General features: G+C 53.4%; 8 protein-coding genes, 2 tRNA genes and 2 rRNA genes. 10 read left to right on the top strand and 2 right to left on the bottom strand.

Annotated features, from left to right (window positions below; all coding sequences use genetic code 11):
* Positions 1 to 96: 96 nt before the first annotated feature.
* Together HV037_RS23715 and HV037_RS23710 are read left to right on the top strand one after the other, a co-directional pair.
* Positions 97 to 1,011, top strand: a complete 915-nt coding sequence (locus HV037_RS23715; protein ID WP_103284400.1) for an ROK family protein — start codon at positions 97 to 99, stop codon at positions 1,009 to 1,011.
* Between the two features lie 7 nt (positions 1,012 to 1,018).
* On the top strand, positions 1,019 to 1,999 hold the full coding sequence (locus tag HV037_RS23710) for a LacI family DNA-binding transcriptional regulator (protein WP_047416482.1): 981 nt from the start codon (positions 1,019 to 1,021) through the stop codon (positions 1,997 to 1,999).
* Positions 2,000 to 2,212: 213 nt separating this feature from the next.
* Here HV037_RS23710 and fadA read toward each other — a convergent pair whose 3' ends face one another.
* Complete coding sequence (gene fadA, locus HV037_RS23705) at positions 2,213 to 3,376, bottom strand: acetyl-CoA C-acyltransferase FadA (protein ID WP_094169153.1); 1,164 nt, start codon at positions 3,374 to 3,376, stop codon at positions 2,213 to 2,215.
* 9 nt (positions 3,377 to 3,385) lie between these two features.
* On the bottom strand, positions 3,386 to 5,575 hold the full coding sequence (gene fadB / locus HV037_RS23700; protein ID WP_046274896.1) for a fatty acid oxidation complex subunit alpha FadB: 2,190 nt from the start codon (positions 5,573 to 5,575) through the stop codon (positions 3,386 to 3,388).
* A gap of 189 nt (positions 5,576 to 5,764) precedes the next feature.
* Here fadB and pepQ point away from each other — a divergent pair, with 189 nt between their 5' ends.
* From pepQ to HV037_RS23660, 8 genes are all read left to right on the top strand, one after another.
* The gene (gene pepQ, locus HV037_RS23695) at positions 5,765 to 7,096 is read left to right on the top strand and encodes a Xaa-Pro dipeptidase (RefSeq protein WP_016155150.1); all 1,332 of its coding nucleotides are present in this window, start codon (positions 5,765 to 5,767) and stop codon (positions 7,094 to 7,096) included.
* Positions 7,096 to 7,710 carry an IMPACT family protein gene (locus tag HV037_RS23690; RefSeq protein WP_103284399.1) on the top strand — a complete coding sequence of 205 codons (615 nt, stop codon included), beginning with the start codon at positions 7,096 to 7,098 and terminating at the stop codon, positions 7,708 to 7,710. Before pepQ ends, HV037_RS23690 begins: the two co-directional genes overlap by 1 nt.
* Before the next feature lie 38 nt (positions 7,711 to 7,748).
* Positions 7,749 to 9,200, top strand: a complete 1,452-nt coding sequence (gene trkH, locus HV037_RS23685) for a Trk system potassium transporter TrkH (protein WP_003017848.1) — start codon at positions 7,749 to 7,751, stop codon at positions 9,198 to 9,200.
* An 11-nt stretch (positions 9,201 to 9,211) separates the two neighbouring features.
* A complete protein-coding gene (gene hemG / locus HV037_RS23680; protein ID WP_016157860.1) occupies positions 9,212 to 9,757 on the top strand; it encodes a menaquinone-dependent protoporphyrinogen IX dehydrogenase in 546 nt (181 codons plus the stop codon).
* A 351-nt stretch (positions 9,758 to 10,108) separates the two neighbouring features.
* A 16S ribosomal RNA gene (locus HV037_RS23675) occupies positions 10,109 to 11,650 on the top strand.
* Between the two features lie 71 nt (positions 11,651 to 11,721).
* A tRNA-Ile gene (locus tag HV037_RS23670) sits at positions 11,722 to 11,798 on the top strand.
* A 108-nt stretch (positions 11,799 to 11,906) separates the two neighbouring features.
* Positions 11,907 to 11,982 (top strand) — tRNA-Ala (locus HV037_RS23665).
* A gap of 208 nt (positions 11,983 to 12,190) precedes the next feature.
* Positions 12,191 to 15,097 (top strand): 23S ribosomal RNA (locus HV037_RS23660).
* The 16S and 23S rRNA genes sit together here with 2 tRNA genes alongside, the layout of an rRNA operon.
* Positions 15,098 to 15,128: the final 31 nt, after the last annotated feature.

Below are 15,128 nucleotides of genomic sequence, written 5' to 3'. Positions count from 1 at the left end.
ATAAATTGAGTTTTTGTGACAGCTCTCCATGTGTTTAGTAAACAAAATAGGCAAGCTAAACCGCATCACATTGTGAGATGCAAATGAGGAAAAACCATGAGGCTCGGACTGGATATCGGCGGGACTAAAATCGAAGCGGTGGTGATTGATAACGCGGGTGAAATTGTTTACCACGAACGATGTGCGACACCAAAGCAGCGTTACGGTGATTTTTTCCAGGCCGTGACGGAGATGATAGCCAGGGCTATGCAGGCCATTAATCAGCCTTTATCGGTTGGCGTCGGGGTGCCAGGTGCGGTGGATAGCGAAGGTTTGATTAAGAATTCCAACATTCTGGTGCTGAATCAGCAGGCCTTTGCGCAAGATCTCGAGCGTGCATTAGGAATGCCAGTGCCCGTTACCAATGATGCCAACTGCTTTACCCTGTCAGAAGCGATGGACGGTAGTGGGCGTGGGCATAGCGTGGTATTTGGCGTGATCCTCGGTACCGGATGCGGCGGTGGTCTGTGCATCGAGAACCGGTTGATCTCCGGCCCTAACGCCTGTGCCGGAGAGTGGGGGCATAATGCCTTGCCGCGCTACCACGGATCTCGGGACGGGGCTGAAGTGACATGCTATTGCGGACAGTTGAACTGTATTGAGAGCTTTATTTCCGGTAGTGGCCTGGAGCGTCAGTATATGAATCACACCGCGCAACATATGGGGGTGCCACAAATTATGCAACGGGTAGCATCGGGTGATGCAGACGCCTGTTTGTTGTGGGAACGCTATTGCGATCAACTGGCTCGCGCGCTGGCGAGTGTGGTGAATATGCTCGATCCCGATGTTATCGTGCTGGGGGGCGGGGTATCCAATATCGATTTACTGTACTCAGGCTTACAGGCGCGAGTGGCGCAGTACGTGTTTGGTAAACAGTGCCGCACACCGATCGTTCAGGCCCGCCACGGCGACAGCAGCGGCGTACGCGGCGCAGCCTGGCTGGGGGCACAACAAGCCATATTAAATCCATGAGAGTGAAATGACGAAACCTGTACGTATTAGAGACATTGCCGACGCTTGTGGCGTCTCGGTTGGCGCTGTTTCCCGCGCGCTAAAAGGGCAACCGGGGCTGCGTGAAGAGACCCGACAGCGCATTATTTCAGTGGCGCAGCAGCAGGGTTATGATTTTTCACGCCTGCGCGCAGACAAAATCAAACGTGTCCTGTTTTTACTGCATCGCCAGCACAATATCAGCCGGGCTTTACCGTTTTACTCTCAACTGCTGCTGGGGATAGAAGATCTGTGTCGCGAAAAGGGGGTTGCGCTGAGCTTTCTCTCTATAGGTCCAGGCGATGCAGTGAGTGAGCAGGTAATGCTGCACCAGCCTGATGCGCTAATCTGCGCGGGATTTTTTGAACCTGAGTTGCTTGGGCTGCTACAACAGATGAAATTGCCGCTGGTGCTGGTGGATCTCTGGGCGCCAGGACTGCCTTGCGTGAATCCTGACAATACTCTGGGCGGCTATCTGGCTACGCAACATCTGATTGCACAAGGCCGCAGCCGCATTGCTTTTCTTGCCAGTACGCTCGCGCACTACAGCATCCGTCAGCGTGAAAAGGGCTACCGTCAGGCATTGTATGAAGCCCGTTTGCTAATGCCGCCAGAGTACGATGTTGTTGCGCCGCCGCTGCTGGATACCGAGCAATCTCTGGTGGATGCGGTTAATGAGCTACTCAGACTGCCAGAGCCGCCCGATGCCATTTTTGCCTATAACGACGCGGCAGCGATGGTTGTTCAGCAGGTGTGTGCGCAGCAGGGTATACGTATCCCGGAAGATCTTGCGCTGGTGGGATTTGATGATATCGATGCTGCGTCCTGGTCACATCCGCCGCTGACTACCATTGCGGTTGATAAAAAACAGCTGGGGCGTGAAGCGCTGCGTTTACTGCTGGAAGAAAATCAGGAAGAGAATCTGCTGCTGCCGGTGCAGTTAGTGGTGCGTGGTAGTTCAGGGAAATAAAAAACCCGCCCCTGACAGGCGGGAAGAACGGCAACTAAACTTTCTCTCTTCGCCATTGGCACCATAACTGTGTTGGCTTCGCTCATTCACCCGAATCACTTACTATACGTAAGCTCATCGGGATTCATTCGCTTGCCGCCTTGTTCTGGCACCAATGGCTTTGAGATAACATTTCGTAGGCCGGGCAAGCGAAGCGCCCCCGGCATGCTTTGATTAAACTCGCTCAAATACCGTTGCGATACCCTGACCTAACCCGATACACATCGTCGCCAGACCAAACTGCACGTCTTTGCGTTCCATCAGGTTGAGTAGGGTGGTGCTGATACGCGCCCCAGAACAGCCCAGCGGGTGACCCAAGGCGATCGCCCCGCCGTTGAGGTTGATCTTCTCATCGATCTGCTCCATTAGCCCCAGATCTTTAATACACGGCAGGATCTGAGCGGCAAAGGCTTCGTTCATCTCAAACAAGCCGATGTCGTTGGTGGAGAGTCCCGCTTTTTTCAGCGCCAGCTTTGAGGCCGGAACCGGGCCGTAACCCATGATTGACGGATCGCAGCCGACAACAGCCATCGAACGAATACGGGCACGCGGCGTCAGACCCAGTTGACGGGCGCGGCTTTCGCTCATTACCAGCATCGCCGCTGCGCCGTCGGAGAGCGCAGAAGAGGTACCGGCAGTCACCGTTCCGTTCACCGGATCGAACGCCGGGCGCAGGGTGGAGAGCGCTTCAACGGTCGTTTCCGGACGGATAACCTCATCGTAGTTAAACTGCTTCAGCACGCCGTCGGCATCATGACCGCCGGTCGGGATGATTTCGTTTTTAAAAGCGCCAGACTGTGTTGCAGCCCAGGCGCGAGCGTGTGAACGTGCGGCGAAAGCGTCCTGCATTTCACGGCTGATGCCGTGCATGCGGGAGAGCATTTCCGCGGTCAGGCCCATCATCCCTGCGGCTTTCGCCACGTTGCGGCTCATACCCGGGTGGAAATCAACGCCGTGGCTCATTGGCACATGGCCCATATGCTCAACGCCGCCAATCAGGCACGCCTGAGCATCACCAGTCATGATCATGCGTGCCGCATCGTGCAGCGCCTGCATGGACGAACCGCACAGGCGATTGACCGTGACGGCCGGAACGGAGTGCGGAACTTCCGCTAGCAGCGCGGCATTACGGGCGATATTGAAACCCTGCTCCAGCGTTTGTTGCACACAGCCCCAGTAAATGTCATCAAGCGCGGTTGGCTCCAGCGCCGGATTACGCGCCAGCAGGCTACGCATTAAATGTGCAGAGAGATCTTCTGCACGCACGTTCCGAAACGCGCCCCCTTTCGAACGGCCCATCGGGGTACGGATCGCATCAACAATTACAACCTGTTCCATTGTGACTCCTTAAGCCGTTTTCAGGCTGCCAACCGGGCGGGCTGGCTCAACCTGGGGATAATACGGTTCGTTATGGCGCGCTTTATCACGCAGACCGGCCGGAACTTCATACAGCGGACCAAGGTGCTGATACTGCTGAGCCATATCGAGATACTTCGCGCTGCCGAGCGTATCCAGCCAGCGGAACGCACCGCCGTGGAACGGAGGGAAGCCCAGACCGTATACCAGCGCCATATCGGCTTCTGCCGGGCTGGCAATAATGCCTTCTTCCAGGCAACGCACTACTTCGTTGACCATAGGGATCATCATGCGGGCGATAATCTCTTCATCGCTGAAGTCGCGTTTCGGCTGGCTGACCTCTGCCAGCAGATCGTCAACGGTGGCATCTTCTTCTTTCTTCGGCTTGCCCTTGTTGTCTTCTTTATAACGCCAGAATCCGAGACCGTTTTTCTGCCCGAAACGGTTAGCATCAAACAGGGCGTCTATCGCATCGCGATAATCTTTCTGCATACGCTGAGGGAAGCCTGCGGACATCACCGCCTGCGCGTGGTGCGCGGTATCAATACCTACCACGTCCAGCAGATAAGCCGGGCCCATCGGCCAACCAAACTGTTTTTCCATCACTTTGTCGACTTTGCGGAAATCCGCCCCGTCGCGCAGCAGCTGACTGAAACCGGCAAAATAGGGAAACAGCACGCGGTTAACGAAGAAACCAGGGCAGTCATTAACCACAATCGGCGTTTTGCCCATCTGGCTTGCCCAGGCGACAACCTTAGCGATGGTTTCATCCGAGCTTTTCTCGCCGCGAATGATCTCAACCAGCGGCATACGGTGCACCGGGTTAAAGAAGTGCATCCCACAGAAGTTTTCCGGACGCTTAAGCGCGCTGGCCAGTTCGTTGATTGGGATGGTGGAAGTATTCGAAGCCAGTACGGTGTCCGGGCGAACCTGATCTTCGGTTTCCGCCAGTACCGCTTTTTTCACTTTTGGGTTTTCTACGACCGCTTCAACTACCACGTCCACGCGTTCGAAACCGCTATAGTCGAGGGTGGGGTGAATGGTGGAAATAACGCCCGCCATTTTCAGACCGTCAATTTTGCCGCGCTCCAGCTGTTTGTTCAGTAGCTTGGCCGCTTCGGTCATACCCAGCGTTAATGATTTGTCGTTGATATCTTTCATGACAACCGGCACGCCTTTCCAGGCCGACTGGTAAGCGATGCCGCCGCCCATAATGCCTGCGCCCAGCACTGCCGCTTGCTTTGGCGCTTCAACATTTTTGGTGAGCTTTTTGGCTTTGGCTTTCACGAACTGATCGTTAAGGAAAATTCCAACCAGTGCGCGGGCTTCATTGGTGTGCGCCAGTGGAACAAAGCTTTTATTTTCCAGATTCAGCGCTTCTTCACGGCCAAAACGGGCCGCTGCTTCAATGGTTTTTACCGCGGTAATCGGTGCGGGATAATGCTTACCTGCCGTCTGCGCCACCATACCTTTGGCGATGGTAAAGCTCATTGCCGCTTCAATTTTACTGAGTTTCAACGGCTCCAGCTTCGGCTGACGTTTGGCTTTCCAGTCGAGGTCGCCGTTAATCGCCTGACGTAATACCGCGATCGCGCCATCAAGCAGTTTGTCTTGCTTCACTACGCCATCGACCAGACCGATTTTTAGCGCCTGCTCAGCACCCACATCTTTACCCGCAGCAATAATTTCCAGCGCGCTGTCCGCACCCAGCATACGTGGCATACGCACGGAGCCGCCAAAGCCTGGCATAATGCCCAGCTTGGTTTCCGGCAGGCCGATGCGCAGGTCCGGCGTAGCCAGACGATAATCGGTCGCCAGGACACACTCGCAGCCGCCGCCCAGCGCATAGCCGTTAACTGCTGAGAGAGTCGGAACAGGCAGATCTTCCAGGCGATTAAAGACGCTGTTGGCAAAATGCAGCCACTGGCTCAGTTGCTCTTCAGGCACGAGGAACAGTGAAAGGAATTCGGTGATGTCGGCACCAACAATAAAGGCTGCTTTGTTAGAACGCAGCAGCAGCCCTTTTAAATTCGGTTGTTTTTCCAGCACGTCAAGCGCATGGCCCAGGCTGGCAACGGTGGCCGTGTCGAGTTTATTGACTGAACCTGGGGCATCGAACACCAGTTCGGCGATGCCATCTTCCAGCCAGTCGAGGTACAGGGTGTCGCCTTTGTAAAGCATGTCAGTCTCCTGAATCCGCAAGGTGATCTGGTCATACCAGATGAATCGAAGTGTGTGTTTTATGTTAATAAAATGCAAATGAATGATTAAAGAAATGACGATTTGATCACGATCGGCAGAAATCACGCACTCACAAAACGATGTGCTAAGATGCGGACACTTGAGGTCAAAAAAACAGAAGGATAGAAAATGGAATCACTGGCCGCACTCTATAAAAATCATATCGTTACCCTACAAGAACGGACGCGCGACGCGCTGGAGCGCTTCAAGCTGGATGCGTTACTTATTCACTCAGGAGAACTTGTTAACGTCTTTCTCGACGATCATCCCTACCCGTTTAAGGTCAATCCGCAATTCAAAGCCTGGGTGCCTGTAACGCAGGTTCCTAACTGCTGGTTGCTGGTGGATGGCGTGAATAAGCCGAAATTGTGGTTCTACCTGCCGGTTGATTACTGGCACAACGTTGAGCCGCTGCCGACCTCCTTCTGGACGGAAGAAATTGAGATCATCGCGCTGCCAAAAGCTGATGGTATCGGTAGCCAACTGCCTGCTGCTCGCGGCAATATCGGTTACATCGGTCCGGTTCCGGAACGCGCGCTGCAACTGGATATCGCGGCCAGCAATATCAACCCGAAAGGGGTTATTGACTACCTGCATTATTATCGTGCTTACAAAACAGATTACGAACTGGCCTGTATGCGCGAAGCACAGAAAATGGCGGTGAATGGACACCGTGCCGCGGAAGAAGCGTTCCGTTCCGGGATGAGCGAGTTTGACATCAACCTCGCTTACCTGACTGCTACCGGTCATCGCGACACCGACGTGCCGTACAGCAACATTGTTGCGCTTAACGAGCATGCTTCGGTTCTGCATTACACCAGGCTGGATCATCAGGCTCCGTCTGAAATCCGCAGTTTCCTGCTGGACGCCGGTGCGGAATACAACGGCTATGCAGCAGACCTGACGCGTACGTGGTCGGCGAAAAGCGACAACGACTATGCGCATCTGGTGAAGGATGTGAATGACGAGCAACTGGCGCTGATTGCCACTATGAAAGCGGGCACCAGCTACGTGGATTATCACATTCAGTTCCATCAGCGCATCGCGAAGCTGCTGCGTAAGCATCAAATCATCACCGATATGAGTGAAGAGGCGATGGTGGAAAACGATCTTACCGGGCCGTTTATGCCGCATGGCATTGGTCACCCGCTGGGCCTGCAGGTACACGATGTCGCTGGCTTTATGCAAGATGACAGCGGTACGCATCTGGCCGCGCCGTCGAAGTATCCTTACCTGCGTTGCACCCGCGTTCTGCAACCTGGCATGGTCCTGACCATCGAACCGGGCATCTACTTCATTGAATCGCTGCTGGCGCCGTGGCGTGAAGGGCAGTTCAGCAAACACTTCAACTGGCAGAAAATTGAAGCCCTGAAACCGTTCGGCGGTATTCGTATTGAAGATAACGTGGTGGTCCACGAGAACAATATCGAAAACATGACACGGGATTTAAAACTGGCGTAATGGACAGTTGGTTAATCCCTGCGGCGCCGGTAAGCGTCGTTGAAGAGATCAAAAAAAGCCGCTTCATTACGCTGCTCGCCCATACGGACGGCGTAGAAGCGGCGAAAGCGTTTGTTGAGTCAGTCAAAATGGAACACCCGGACGCCCGCCACCATTGTGTGGCGTGGGTGGCGGGCGCGCCCAATGACTCGCAGCAGCTGGGATTTTCAGACGATGGCGAACCGGCTGGTACGGCAGGCAAACCGATGCTCGCGCAGCTGATGGGGAGTGGCATCGGTGAGATTACCGCGGTGGTGGTGCGCTACTACGGCGGTATCCTTCTGGGTACGGGTGGGCTAGTGAAAGCCTACGGTGGCGGCGTGAATCAGGCGTTGCGTCAGTTAACGACGCAGCGCAAGACGCCATTAACCGAATATACTTTGCAGTGTGAGTACGGTCAGCTGGCAGGCATTGAAGCTTTGCTGGGGCAGTTTGACGGTAAAGTTGTTGCCAGTGATTACCAGGCTTTTGTTCGGCTCAGGGTGGCGCTTCCTTATGCCAAAGTGGATGAATTTTCGGCAAAACTGGCGGATTTTAGTCGTGGTTCATTGCAATTGTCAGCGATTGAAGAATAATCCCCACCTCATTTTAAAGAACTAAGGAAGCGGCAGAGATGCATTTTCGCGCCATCACCCGAATCGTTGGACTACTGGTCATCTTATTCTCGGGGACAATGATTATCCCCGGACTGGTAGCGCTCATCTACCGCGATGGGGCAGGGCGTGCGTTTACTCAAACTTTCTTCGTTGCTCTGGCGATCGGCTCCATGCTGTGGTGGCCAAACCGTAAAGAGAAGGGCGAGCTGAAATCGCGCGAAGGGTTTCTGATTGTCGTTTTGTTCTGGACCGTGCTGGGTAGCGTGGGTGCGCTACCGTTCATCTTTGCGGAAAGCCCTAACCTCACGATAACCGACGCTTTTTTTGAATCCTTCTCCGGATTAACCACCACGGGGGCGACAACGCTGGTGGGGCTGGATTCATTGCCACACGCTATCCTCTTTTATCGACAGATGCTGCAATGGTTCGGCGGGATGGGGATCATCGTGCTGGCGGTGGCTATTTTGCCTATTCTTGGCGTCGGTGGGATGCAGCTCTACCGGGCAGAAATGCCGGGCCCGCTGAAAGATAACAAAATGCGTCCGCGTATTGCCGAAACGGCGAAAACGCTGTGGCTTATCTATGTATTACTGACGGTGGCGTGTGCGCTGGCGCTATGGTTTGCCGGGATGCCCGCGTTTGACGCTATTGGGCACAGCTTTGCTACGATAGCCATCGGCGGCTTTTCCACACACGATGCCAGCGTGGGGTATTTCGACAGTCCCACGATTAACACCATTATTGCTATCTTCTTGCTGATCTCCGGTTGTAACTATGGTCTGCACTTCTCTTTATTAAGCGGTCGCAGCCTGAAGGTCTACTGGCGCGATCCAGAATTCCGCATGTTCATTGGGGTGCAGCTGACGCTGGTGGCTGTCTGTACGCTGGTGCTGTGGATACACAATACCTACGGTTCGGCACTCACGACCATCAACCAGGCTTTTTTTCAGGTGGTATCAATGGCGACGACCGCCGGATTCACTACGGACAGTATTGCCCGCTGGCCGTTGTTCCTGCCGGTGCTGTTGCTGTGTTCTGCTTTTATTGGCGGCTGTGCCGGGTCGACGGGCGGCGGCTTGAAGGTGATTCGAATCCTGTTGCTGTTTAAGCAGGGTAACCGCGAATTGAAACGACTGGTCCACCCGAATGCGGTTTACAGTATCAAGCTGGGTAACCGTGCTTTGCCGGAGCGAATCCTTGAAGCTGTGTGGGGATTCTTCTCTGCCTATGCGCTGGTCTTTATTATCAGTATGCTGGCGATTATTGCGACCGGTGTTGATGACTTCTCCGCGTTTGCCTCTGTTGTGGCGACGCTGAATAACCTGGGGCCAGGGCTGGGGGTTGTCGCCGACAACTTTGCCAGTATGAACCCCGTGGCGAAGTGGATCCTGATTGCCAATATGCTGTTTGGTCGTCTGGAGGTCTTTACCCTGCTGGTACTCTTTACCCCTACTTTCTGGCGTGAATAATGGAGTAACACGTGAAAACACTGATTCTTTTTTCTTCCCGGGACGGACAAACGCGTGAAATCGCCGAGTATCTGGCTTCTGAACTCAAAGAGCTGGGCGTTTGGGCGGATGTCGTTAATTTGCATCGTACCGCGGAGCCTGACTGGCAACATTATGACAGCGTGGTGATTGGCGCCTCGATTCGCTATGGTCATTACCATGCAGCTTTTCAGGAGTTTGTGAAAAAGCATGCCACGCGGCTGAATGCGATGCCGAGTGCCTTCTACTCCGTAAACCTGGTTGCCCGTAAACCGGAGAAACGCACGCCGCAAACTAACAGCTATGCGCGTAAGTTCCTGATGAGTTCGCCGTGGCGGCCTGATCGCAGTGCGGTTATTGCTGGCGCTTTGCTGTATCCACGCTATCGCTGGTATGACCGCGTTATGATCCAACTGATAATGAAGATGTCAGGCGGTGAAACTGATACCAATAAAGAAGTGGTGTATACCGATTGGGAACAGGTCGCGGATTTCGCGCGGGAAATCGCCCAATTAACCCACAAAACGTTGTCAAAATAAGCACAAAGAATAAAAAATACGCACTCGGAAGATTATTTTAAATTTCCCCTTGTCAGCCTGAAATAACTCCCTATAATGCGCCTCCACTGACACGGAACAACGGATTACAAACCGCCGGGTCAGCGGAGAAAAGCGAAAATAAACGCTTGACTCTCCAGCGGGATGGCGTAATATGCACACCCCGCGCCGCTGAGAAAAAGCGAAGCGGCACTGCTCTTTAACAATTTATCAGACAATCTGTGTGGGCACTCGAAGATACGGATTCTTAACGTCGCAAGACGAAAAATGAATACCAAGTCTCTGAGTGAACACGTAATTCATTACGAAGTTTAATTCACGAGCATCAAACTTAAATTGAAGAGTTTGATCATGGCTCAGATTGAACGCTGGCGGCAGGCCTAACACATGCAAGTCGAACGGTAGCACAGAGGAGCTTGCTCCTTGGGTGACGAGTGGCGGACGGGTGAGTAATGTCTGGGAAACTGCCCGATGGAGGGGGATAACTACTGGAAACGGTAGCTAATACCGCATAACGTCGCAAGACCAAAGAGGGGGACCTTCGGGCCTCTTGCCATCGGATGTGCCCAGATGGGATTAGCTAGTAGGTGGGGTAACGGCTCACCTAGGCGACGATCCCTAGCTGGTCTGAGAGGATGACCAGCCACACTGGAACTGAGACACGGTCCAGACTCCTACGGGAGGCAGCAGTGGGGAATATTGCACAATGGGCGCAAGCCTGATGCAGCCATGCCGCGTGTATGAAGAAGGCCTTCGGGTTGTAAAGTACTTTCAGCGAGGAGGAAGGTGTTGAGGTTAATAACCGCAGCAATTGACGTTACTCGCAGAAGAAGCACCGGCTAACTCCGTGCCAGCAGCCGCGGTAATACGGAGGGTGCAAGCGTTAATCGGAATTACTGGGCGTAAAGCGCACGCAGGCGGTCTGTCAAGTCGGATGTGAAATCCCCGGGCTCAACCTGGGAACTGCATCCGAAACTGGCAGGCTAGAGTCTTGTAGAGGGGGGTAGAATTCCAGGTGTAGCGGTGAAATGCGTAGAGATCTGGAGGAATACCGGTGGCGAAGGCGGCCCCCTGGACAAAGACTGACGCTCAGGTGCGAAAGCGTGGGGAGCAAACAGGATTAGATACCCTGGTAGTCCACGCCGTAAACGATGTCGACTTGGAGGTTGTGCCCTTGAGGCGTGGCTTCCGGAGCTAACGCGTTAAGTCGACCGCCTGGGGAGTACGGCCGCAAGGTTAAAACTCAAATGAATTGACGGGGGCCCGCACAAGCGGTGGAGCATGTGGTTTAATTCGATGCAACGCGAAGAACCTTACCTACTCTTGACATCCAGAGAAGTTTGCAGAGATGCGAACGTGCCTTCGGGAACTCTGAGACAGGTGCTGCATGGCTGTCGTCAGCTCGTGTTGTGAAATGTTGGGTTAAGTCCCGCAACGAGCGCAACCCTTATCCTTTGTTGCCAGCGGTCCGGCCGGGAACTCAAAGGAGACTGCCAGTGATAAACTGGAGGAAGGTGGGGATGACGTCAAGTCATCATGGCCCTTACGAGTAGGGCTACACACGTGCTACAATGGCATATACAAAGAGAAGCGACCTCGCGAGAGCAAGCGGACCTCATAAAGTATGTCGTAGTCCGGATTGGAGTCTGCAACTCGACTCCATGAAGTCGGAATCGCTAGTAATCGTGGATCAGAATGCCACGGTGAATACGTTCCCGGGCCTTGTACACACCGCCCGTCACACCATGGGAGTGGGTTGCAAAAGAAGTAGGTAGCTTAACCTTCGGGAGGGCGCTTACCACTTTGTGATTCATGACTGGGGTGAAGTCGTAACAAGGTAACCGTAGGGGAACCTGCGGTTGGATCACCTCCTTACCTTAAAGAAACGTTCTTTGTAGTGCTCACACAGATTGTCTGATGAAAATTAGCAGTAAGAAAATCTCTGCAGGCTTGTAGCTCAGGTGGTTAGAGCGCACCCCTGATAAGGGTGAGGTCGGTGGTTCAAGTCCACTCAGGCCTACCAAATTTCTGCTGATGCTGCGTTGCGGCGACGCTCACATACTTCAGTATGCTTCGCGTCACCACGCCTTGCCTCAACAGAAATTAAGGTTAAACGAGATTTAACTACGATGGGGCTATAGCTCAGCTGGGAGAGCGCCTGCTTTGCACGCAGGAGGTCTGCGGTTCGATCCCGCATAGCTCCACCATTCCTTACTGCAAAAACACAAGAAAACTTCAGAGTGTACCTGAAAAGGTTCACTGCGAAGTTTTGCTCTTTAAAAATCTGGATCAAGCTGAAAATTGAAACGACACACTGTTTCATTTCTCCGTAAACAAGAAATGAAAAGCGGTGTGTTCGAGTCTCTCAAATTTTCGCAACACTGAAGTGTTTTACGAAACATCTTCGGGTTGTGAGGTTAAGCGACTAAGCGTACACGGTGGATGCCCTGGCAGTCAGAGGCGATGAAGGACGTGCTAATCTGCGATAAGCGTCGGTAAGGTGATATGAACCGTTATAACCGGCGATTTCCGAATGGGGAAACCCAGTGTGATTCGTCACACTATCATTACGTGAATACATAGCGTAATGAAGCGAACCGGGGGAACTGAAACATCTAAGTACCCCGAGGAAAAGAAATCAACCGAGATTCCCCCAGTAGCGGCGAGCGAACGGGGAGCAGCCCAGAGTCTGAATCAGCATGTGTGGTAGTGGAACGGTCTGGAAAGTCCGGCGATACAGGGTGACAGCCCCGTACACAAAAGTGCATGTGTTGTGAACTCGAAGAGTAGGGCGGGACACGTGGTATCCTGTCTGAATATGGGGGGACCATCCTCCAAGGCTAAATACTCCTGACTGACCGATAGTGAACCAGTACCGTGAGGGAAAGGCGAAAAGAACCCCGGCGAGGGGAGTGAAAAAGAACCTGAAACCGTGTACGTACAAGCAGTGGGAGCCTCTTTATGGGGTGACTGCGTACCTTTTGTATAATGGGTCAGCGACTTATATTCTGTAGCAAGGTTAACCGAATAGGGGAGCCGAAGGGAAACCGAGTCTTAACTGGGCGTTAAGTTGCAGGGTATAGACCCGAAACCCGGTGATCTAGCCATGGGCAGGTTGAAGGTTGGGTAACACTAACTGGAGGACCGAACCGACTAATGTTGAAAAATTAGCGGATGACTTGTGGCTGGGGGTGAAAGGCCAATCAAACCGGGAGATAGCTGGTTCTCCCCGAAAGCTATTTAGGTAGCGCCTCGTGAACTCATCTTCGGGGGTAGAGCACTGTTTCGGCTAGGGGGTCATCCCGACTTACCAACCCGATGCAAACTGCGAATACCGAAGAATGTTATCACGGGAGACACACGGCGGGTGCTAACGTCCGTCGTGAAGAGGGAAACAACCCAGACCGCCAGCTAAGGTCCCAAAGTCATGGTTAAGTGGGAAACGATGTGGGAAGGCACAGACAGCCAGGATGTTGGCTTAGAAGCAGCCATCATTTAAAGAAAGCGTAATAGCTCACTGGTCGAGTCGGCCTGCGCGGAAGATGTAACGGGGCTAAACCATGCACCGAAGCTGCGGCAGCGACACTATGTGTTGTTGGGTAGGGGAGCGTTCTGTAAGCCGTTGAAGGTGTGCTGTGAGGCATGCTGGAGGTATCAGAAGTGCGAATGCTGACATAAGTAACGATAATGCGGGTGAAAAACCCGCACGCCGGAAGACCAAGGGTTCCTGTCCAACGTTAATCGGGGCAGGGTGAGTCGACCCCTAAGGCGAGGCCGAAAGGCGTAGTCGATGGGAAACAGGTTAATATTCCTGTACTTGGTGTTACTGCGAAGGGGGGACGGAGAAGGCTATGTTAGCCGGGCGACGGTTGTCCCGGTTTAAGCATGTAGGCGGAGATTCCAGGTAAATCCGGAGTCTTGTTAACGCTGAGGTGTGATGACGAGGCACTACGGTGCTGAAGTAACAAATGCCCTGCTTCCAGGAAAAGCCTCTAAGCATCAGGTAACACAAAATCGTACCCCAAACCGACACAGGTGGTCAGGTAGAGAATACCAAGGCGCTTGAGAGAACTCGGGTGAAGGAACTAGGCAAAATGGTGCCGTAACTTCGGGAGAAGGCACGCTGATATGTAGGTGAAGTGATTTACTCATGGAGCTGAAATCAGTCGAAGATACCAGCTGGCTGCAACTGTTTATTAAAAACACAGCACTGTGCAAACACGAAAGTGGACGTATACGGTGTGACGCCTGCCCGGTGCCGGAAGGTTAATTGATGGGGTTATCCGTAAGGAGAAGCTCTTGATCGAAGCCCCGGTAAACGGCGGCCGTAACTATAACGGTCCTAAGGTAGCGAAATTCCTTGTCGGGTAAGTTCCGACCTGCACGAATGGCGTAATGATGGCCAGGCTGTCTCCACCCGAGACTCAGTGAAATTGAACTCGCTGTGAAGATGCAGTGTACCCGCGGCAAGACGGAAAGACCCCGTGAACCTTTACTATAGCTTGACACTGAACACTGGTCCTTGATGTGTAGGATAGGTGGGAGGCTTTGAAGTGTGGACGCCAGTCTGCATGGAGCCAACCTTGAAATACCACCCTTTAATGGCTGGTGTTCTAACGTAGACCCGTGATCCGGGTTGCGGACAGTGTCTGGTGGGTAGTTTGACTGGGGCGGTCTCCTCCTAAAGAGTAACGGAGGAGCACGAAGGTTAGCTAATCCTGGTCGGACATCAGGAGGTTAGTGCAAAGGCATAAGCTAGCTTGACTGCGAGAGTGACGGCTCGAGCAGGTGCGAAAGCAGGTCTTAGTGATCCGGTGGTTCTGAATGGAAGGGCCATCGCTCAACGGATAAAAGGTACTCCGGGGATAACAGGCTGATACCGCCCAAGAGTTCATATCGACGGCGGTGTTTGGCACCTCGATGTCGGCTCATCACATCCTGGGGCTGAAGTAGGTCCCAAGGGTATGGCTGTTCGCCATTTAAAGTGGTACGCGAGCTGGGTTTAGAACGTCGTGAGACAGTTCGGTCCCTATCTGCCGTGGGCGCTGGAGAATTGAGGGGGGCTGCTCCTAGTACGAGAGGACCGGAGTGGACGCATCACTGGTGTTCGGGTTGTCATGCCAATGGCATTGCCCGGTAGCTAAATGCGGAAGAGATAAGTGCTGAAAGCATCTAAGCACGAAACTTGCCCCGAGATGAGTTCTCCCTGACCCTTTAAGGGTCCTGAAGGAACGTTGAAGACGACGACGTTGATAGGTCGGGTGTGTAAGCGTAGCGATACGTTGAGCTAACCGATACTAATGAACCGTGAGGCTTAACCTTACAACGCCGAAGGTGTTTTGGCGAAAGAGAC

It is taken from the genome of Citrobacter sp. RHBSTW-00017, from assembly GCF_013797615.1.
In the GTDB taxonomy this organism is placed as follows: domain Bacteria; phylum Pseudomonadota; class Gammaproteobacteria; order Enterobacterales; family Enterobacteriaceae; genus Citrobacter; species Citrobacter braakii.
Note: the sequence above shows the minus strand (reverse complement) of the source record. Positions and strands in the feature narration are given on the sequence as shown.

Coding starts and splice junctions, on each gene's coding strand:
- trkH (WP_003017848.1), top strand. CDS start 7,749: ATGCATTTTCGCGCCATCACCCGAATCGTTGGACTACTGGTCATCTTA.
- HV037_RS23715 (WP_103284400.1), top strand. CDS start 97: ATGAGGCTCGGACTGGATATCGGCGGGACTAAAATCGAAGCGGTGGTG.
- fadB (WP_046274896.1), bottom strand. CDS start 5,575: ATGCTTTACAAAGGCGACACCCTGTACCTCGACTGGCTGGAAGATGGC.
- HV037_RS23710 (WP_047416482.1), top strand. CDS start 1,019: ATGACGAAACCTGTACGTATTAGAGACATTGCCGACGCTTGTGGCGTC.
- fadA (WP_094169153.1), bottom strand. CDS start 3,376: ATGGAACAGGTTGTAATTGTTGATGCGATCCGTACCCCGATGGGCCGT.
- HV037_RS23690 (WP_103284399.1), top strand. CDS start 7,096: ATGGACAGTTGGTTAATCCCTGCGGCGCCGGTAAGCGTCGTTGAAGAG.
- pepQ (WP_016155150.1), top strand. CDS start 5,765: ATGGAATCACTGGCCGCACTCTATAAAAATCATATCGTTACCCTACAA.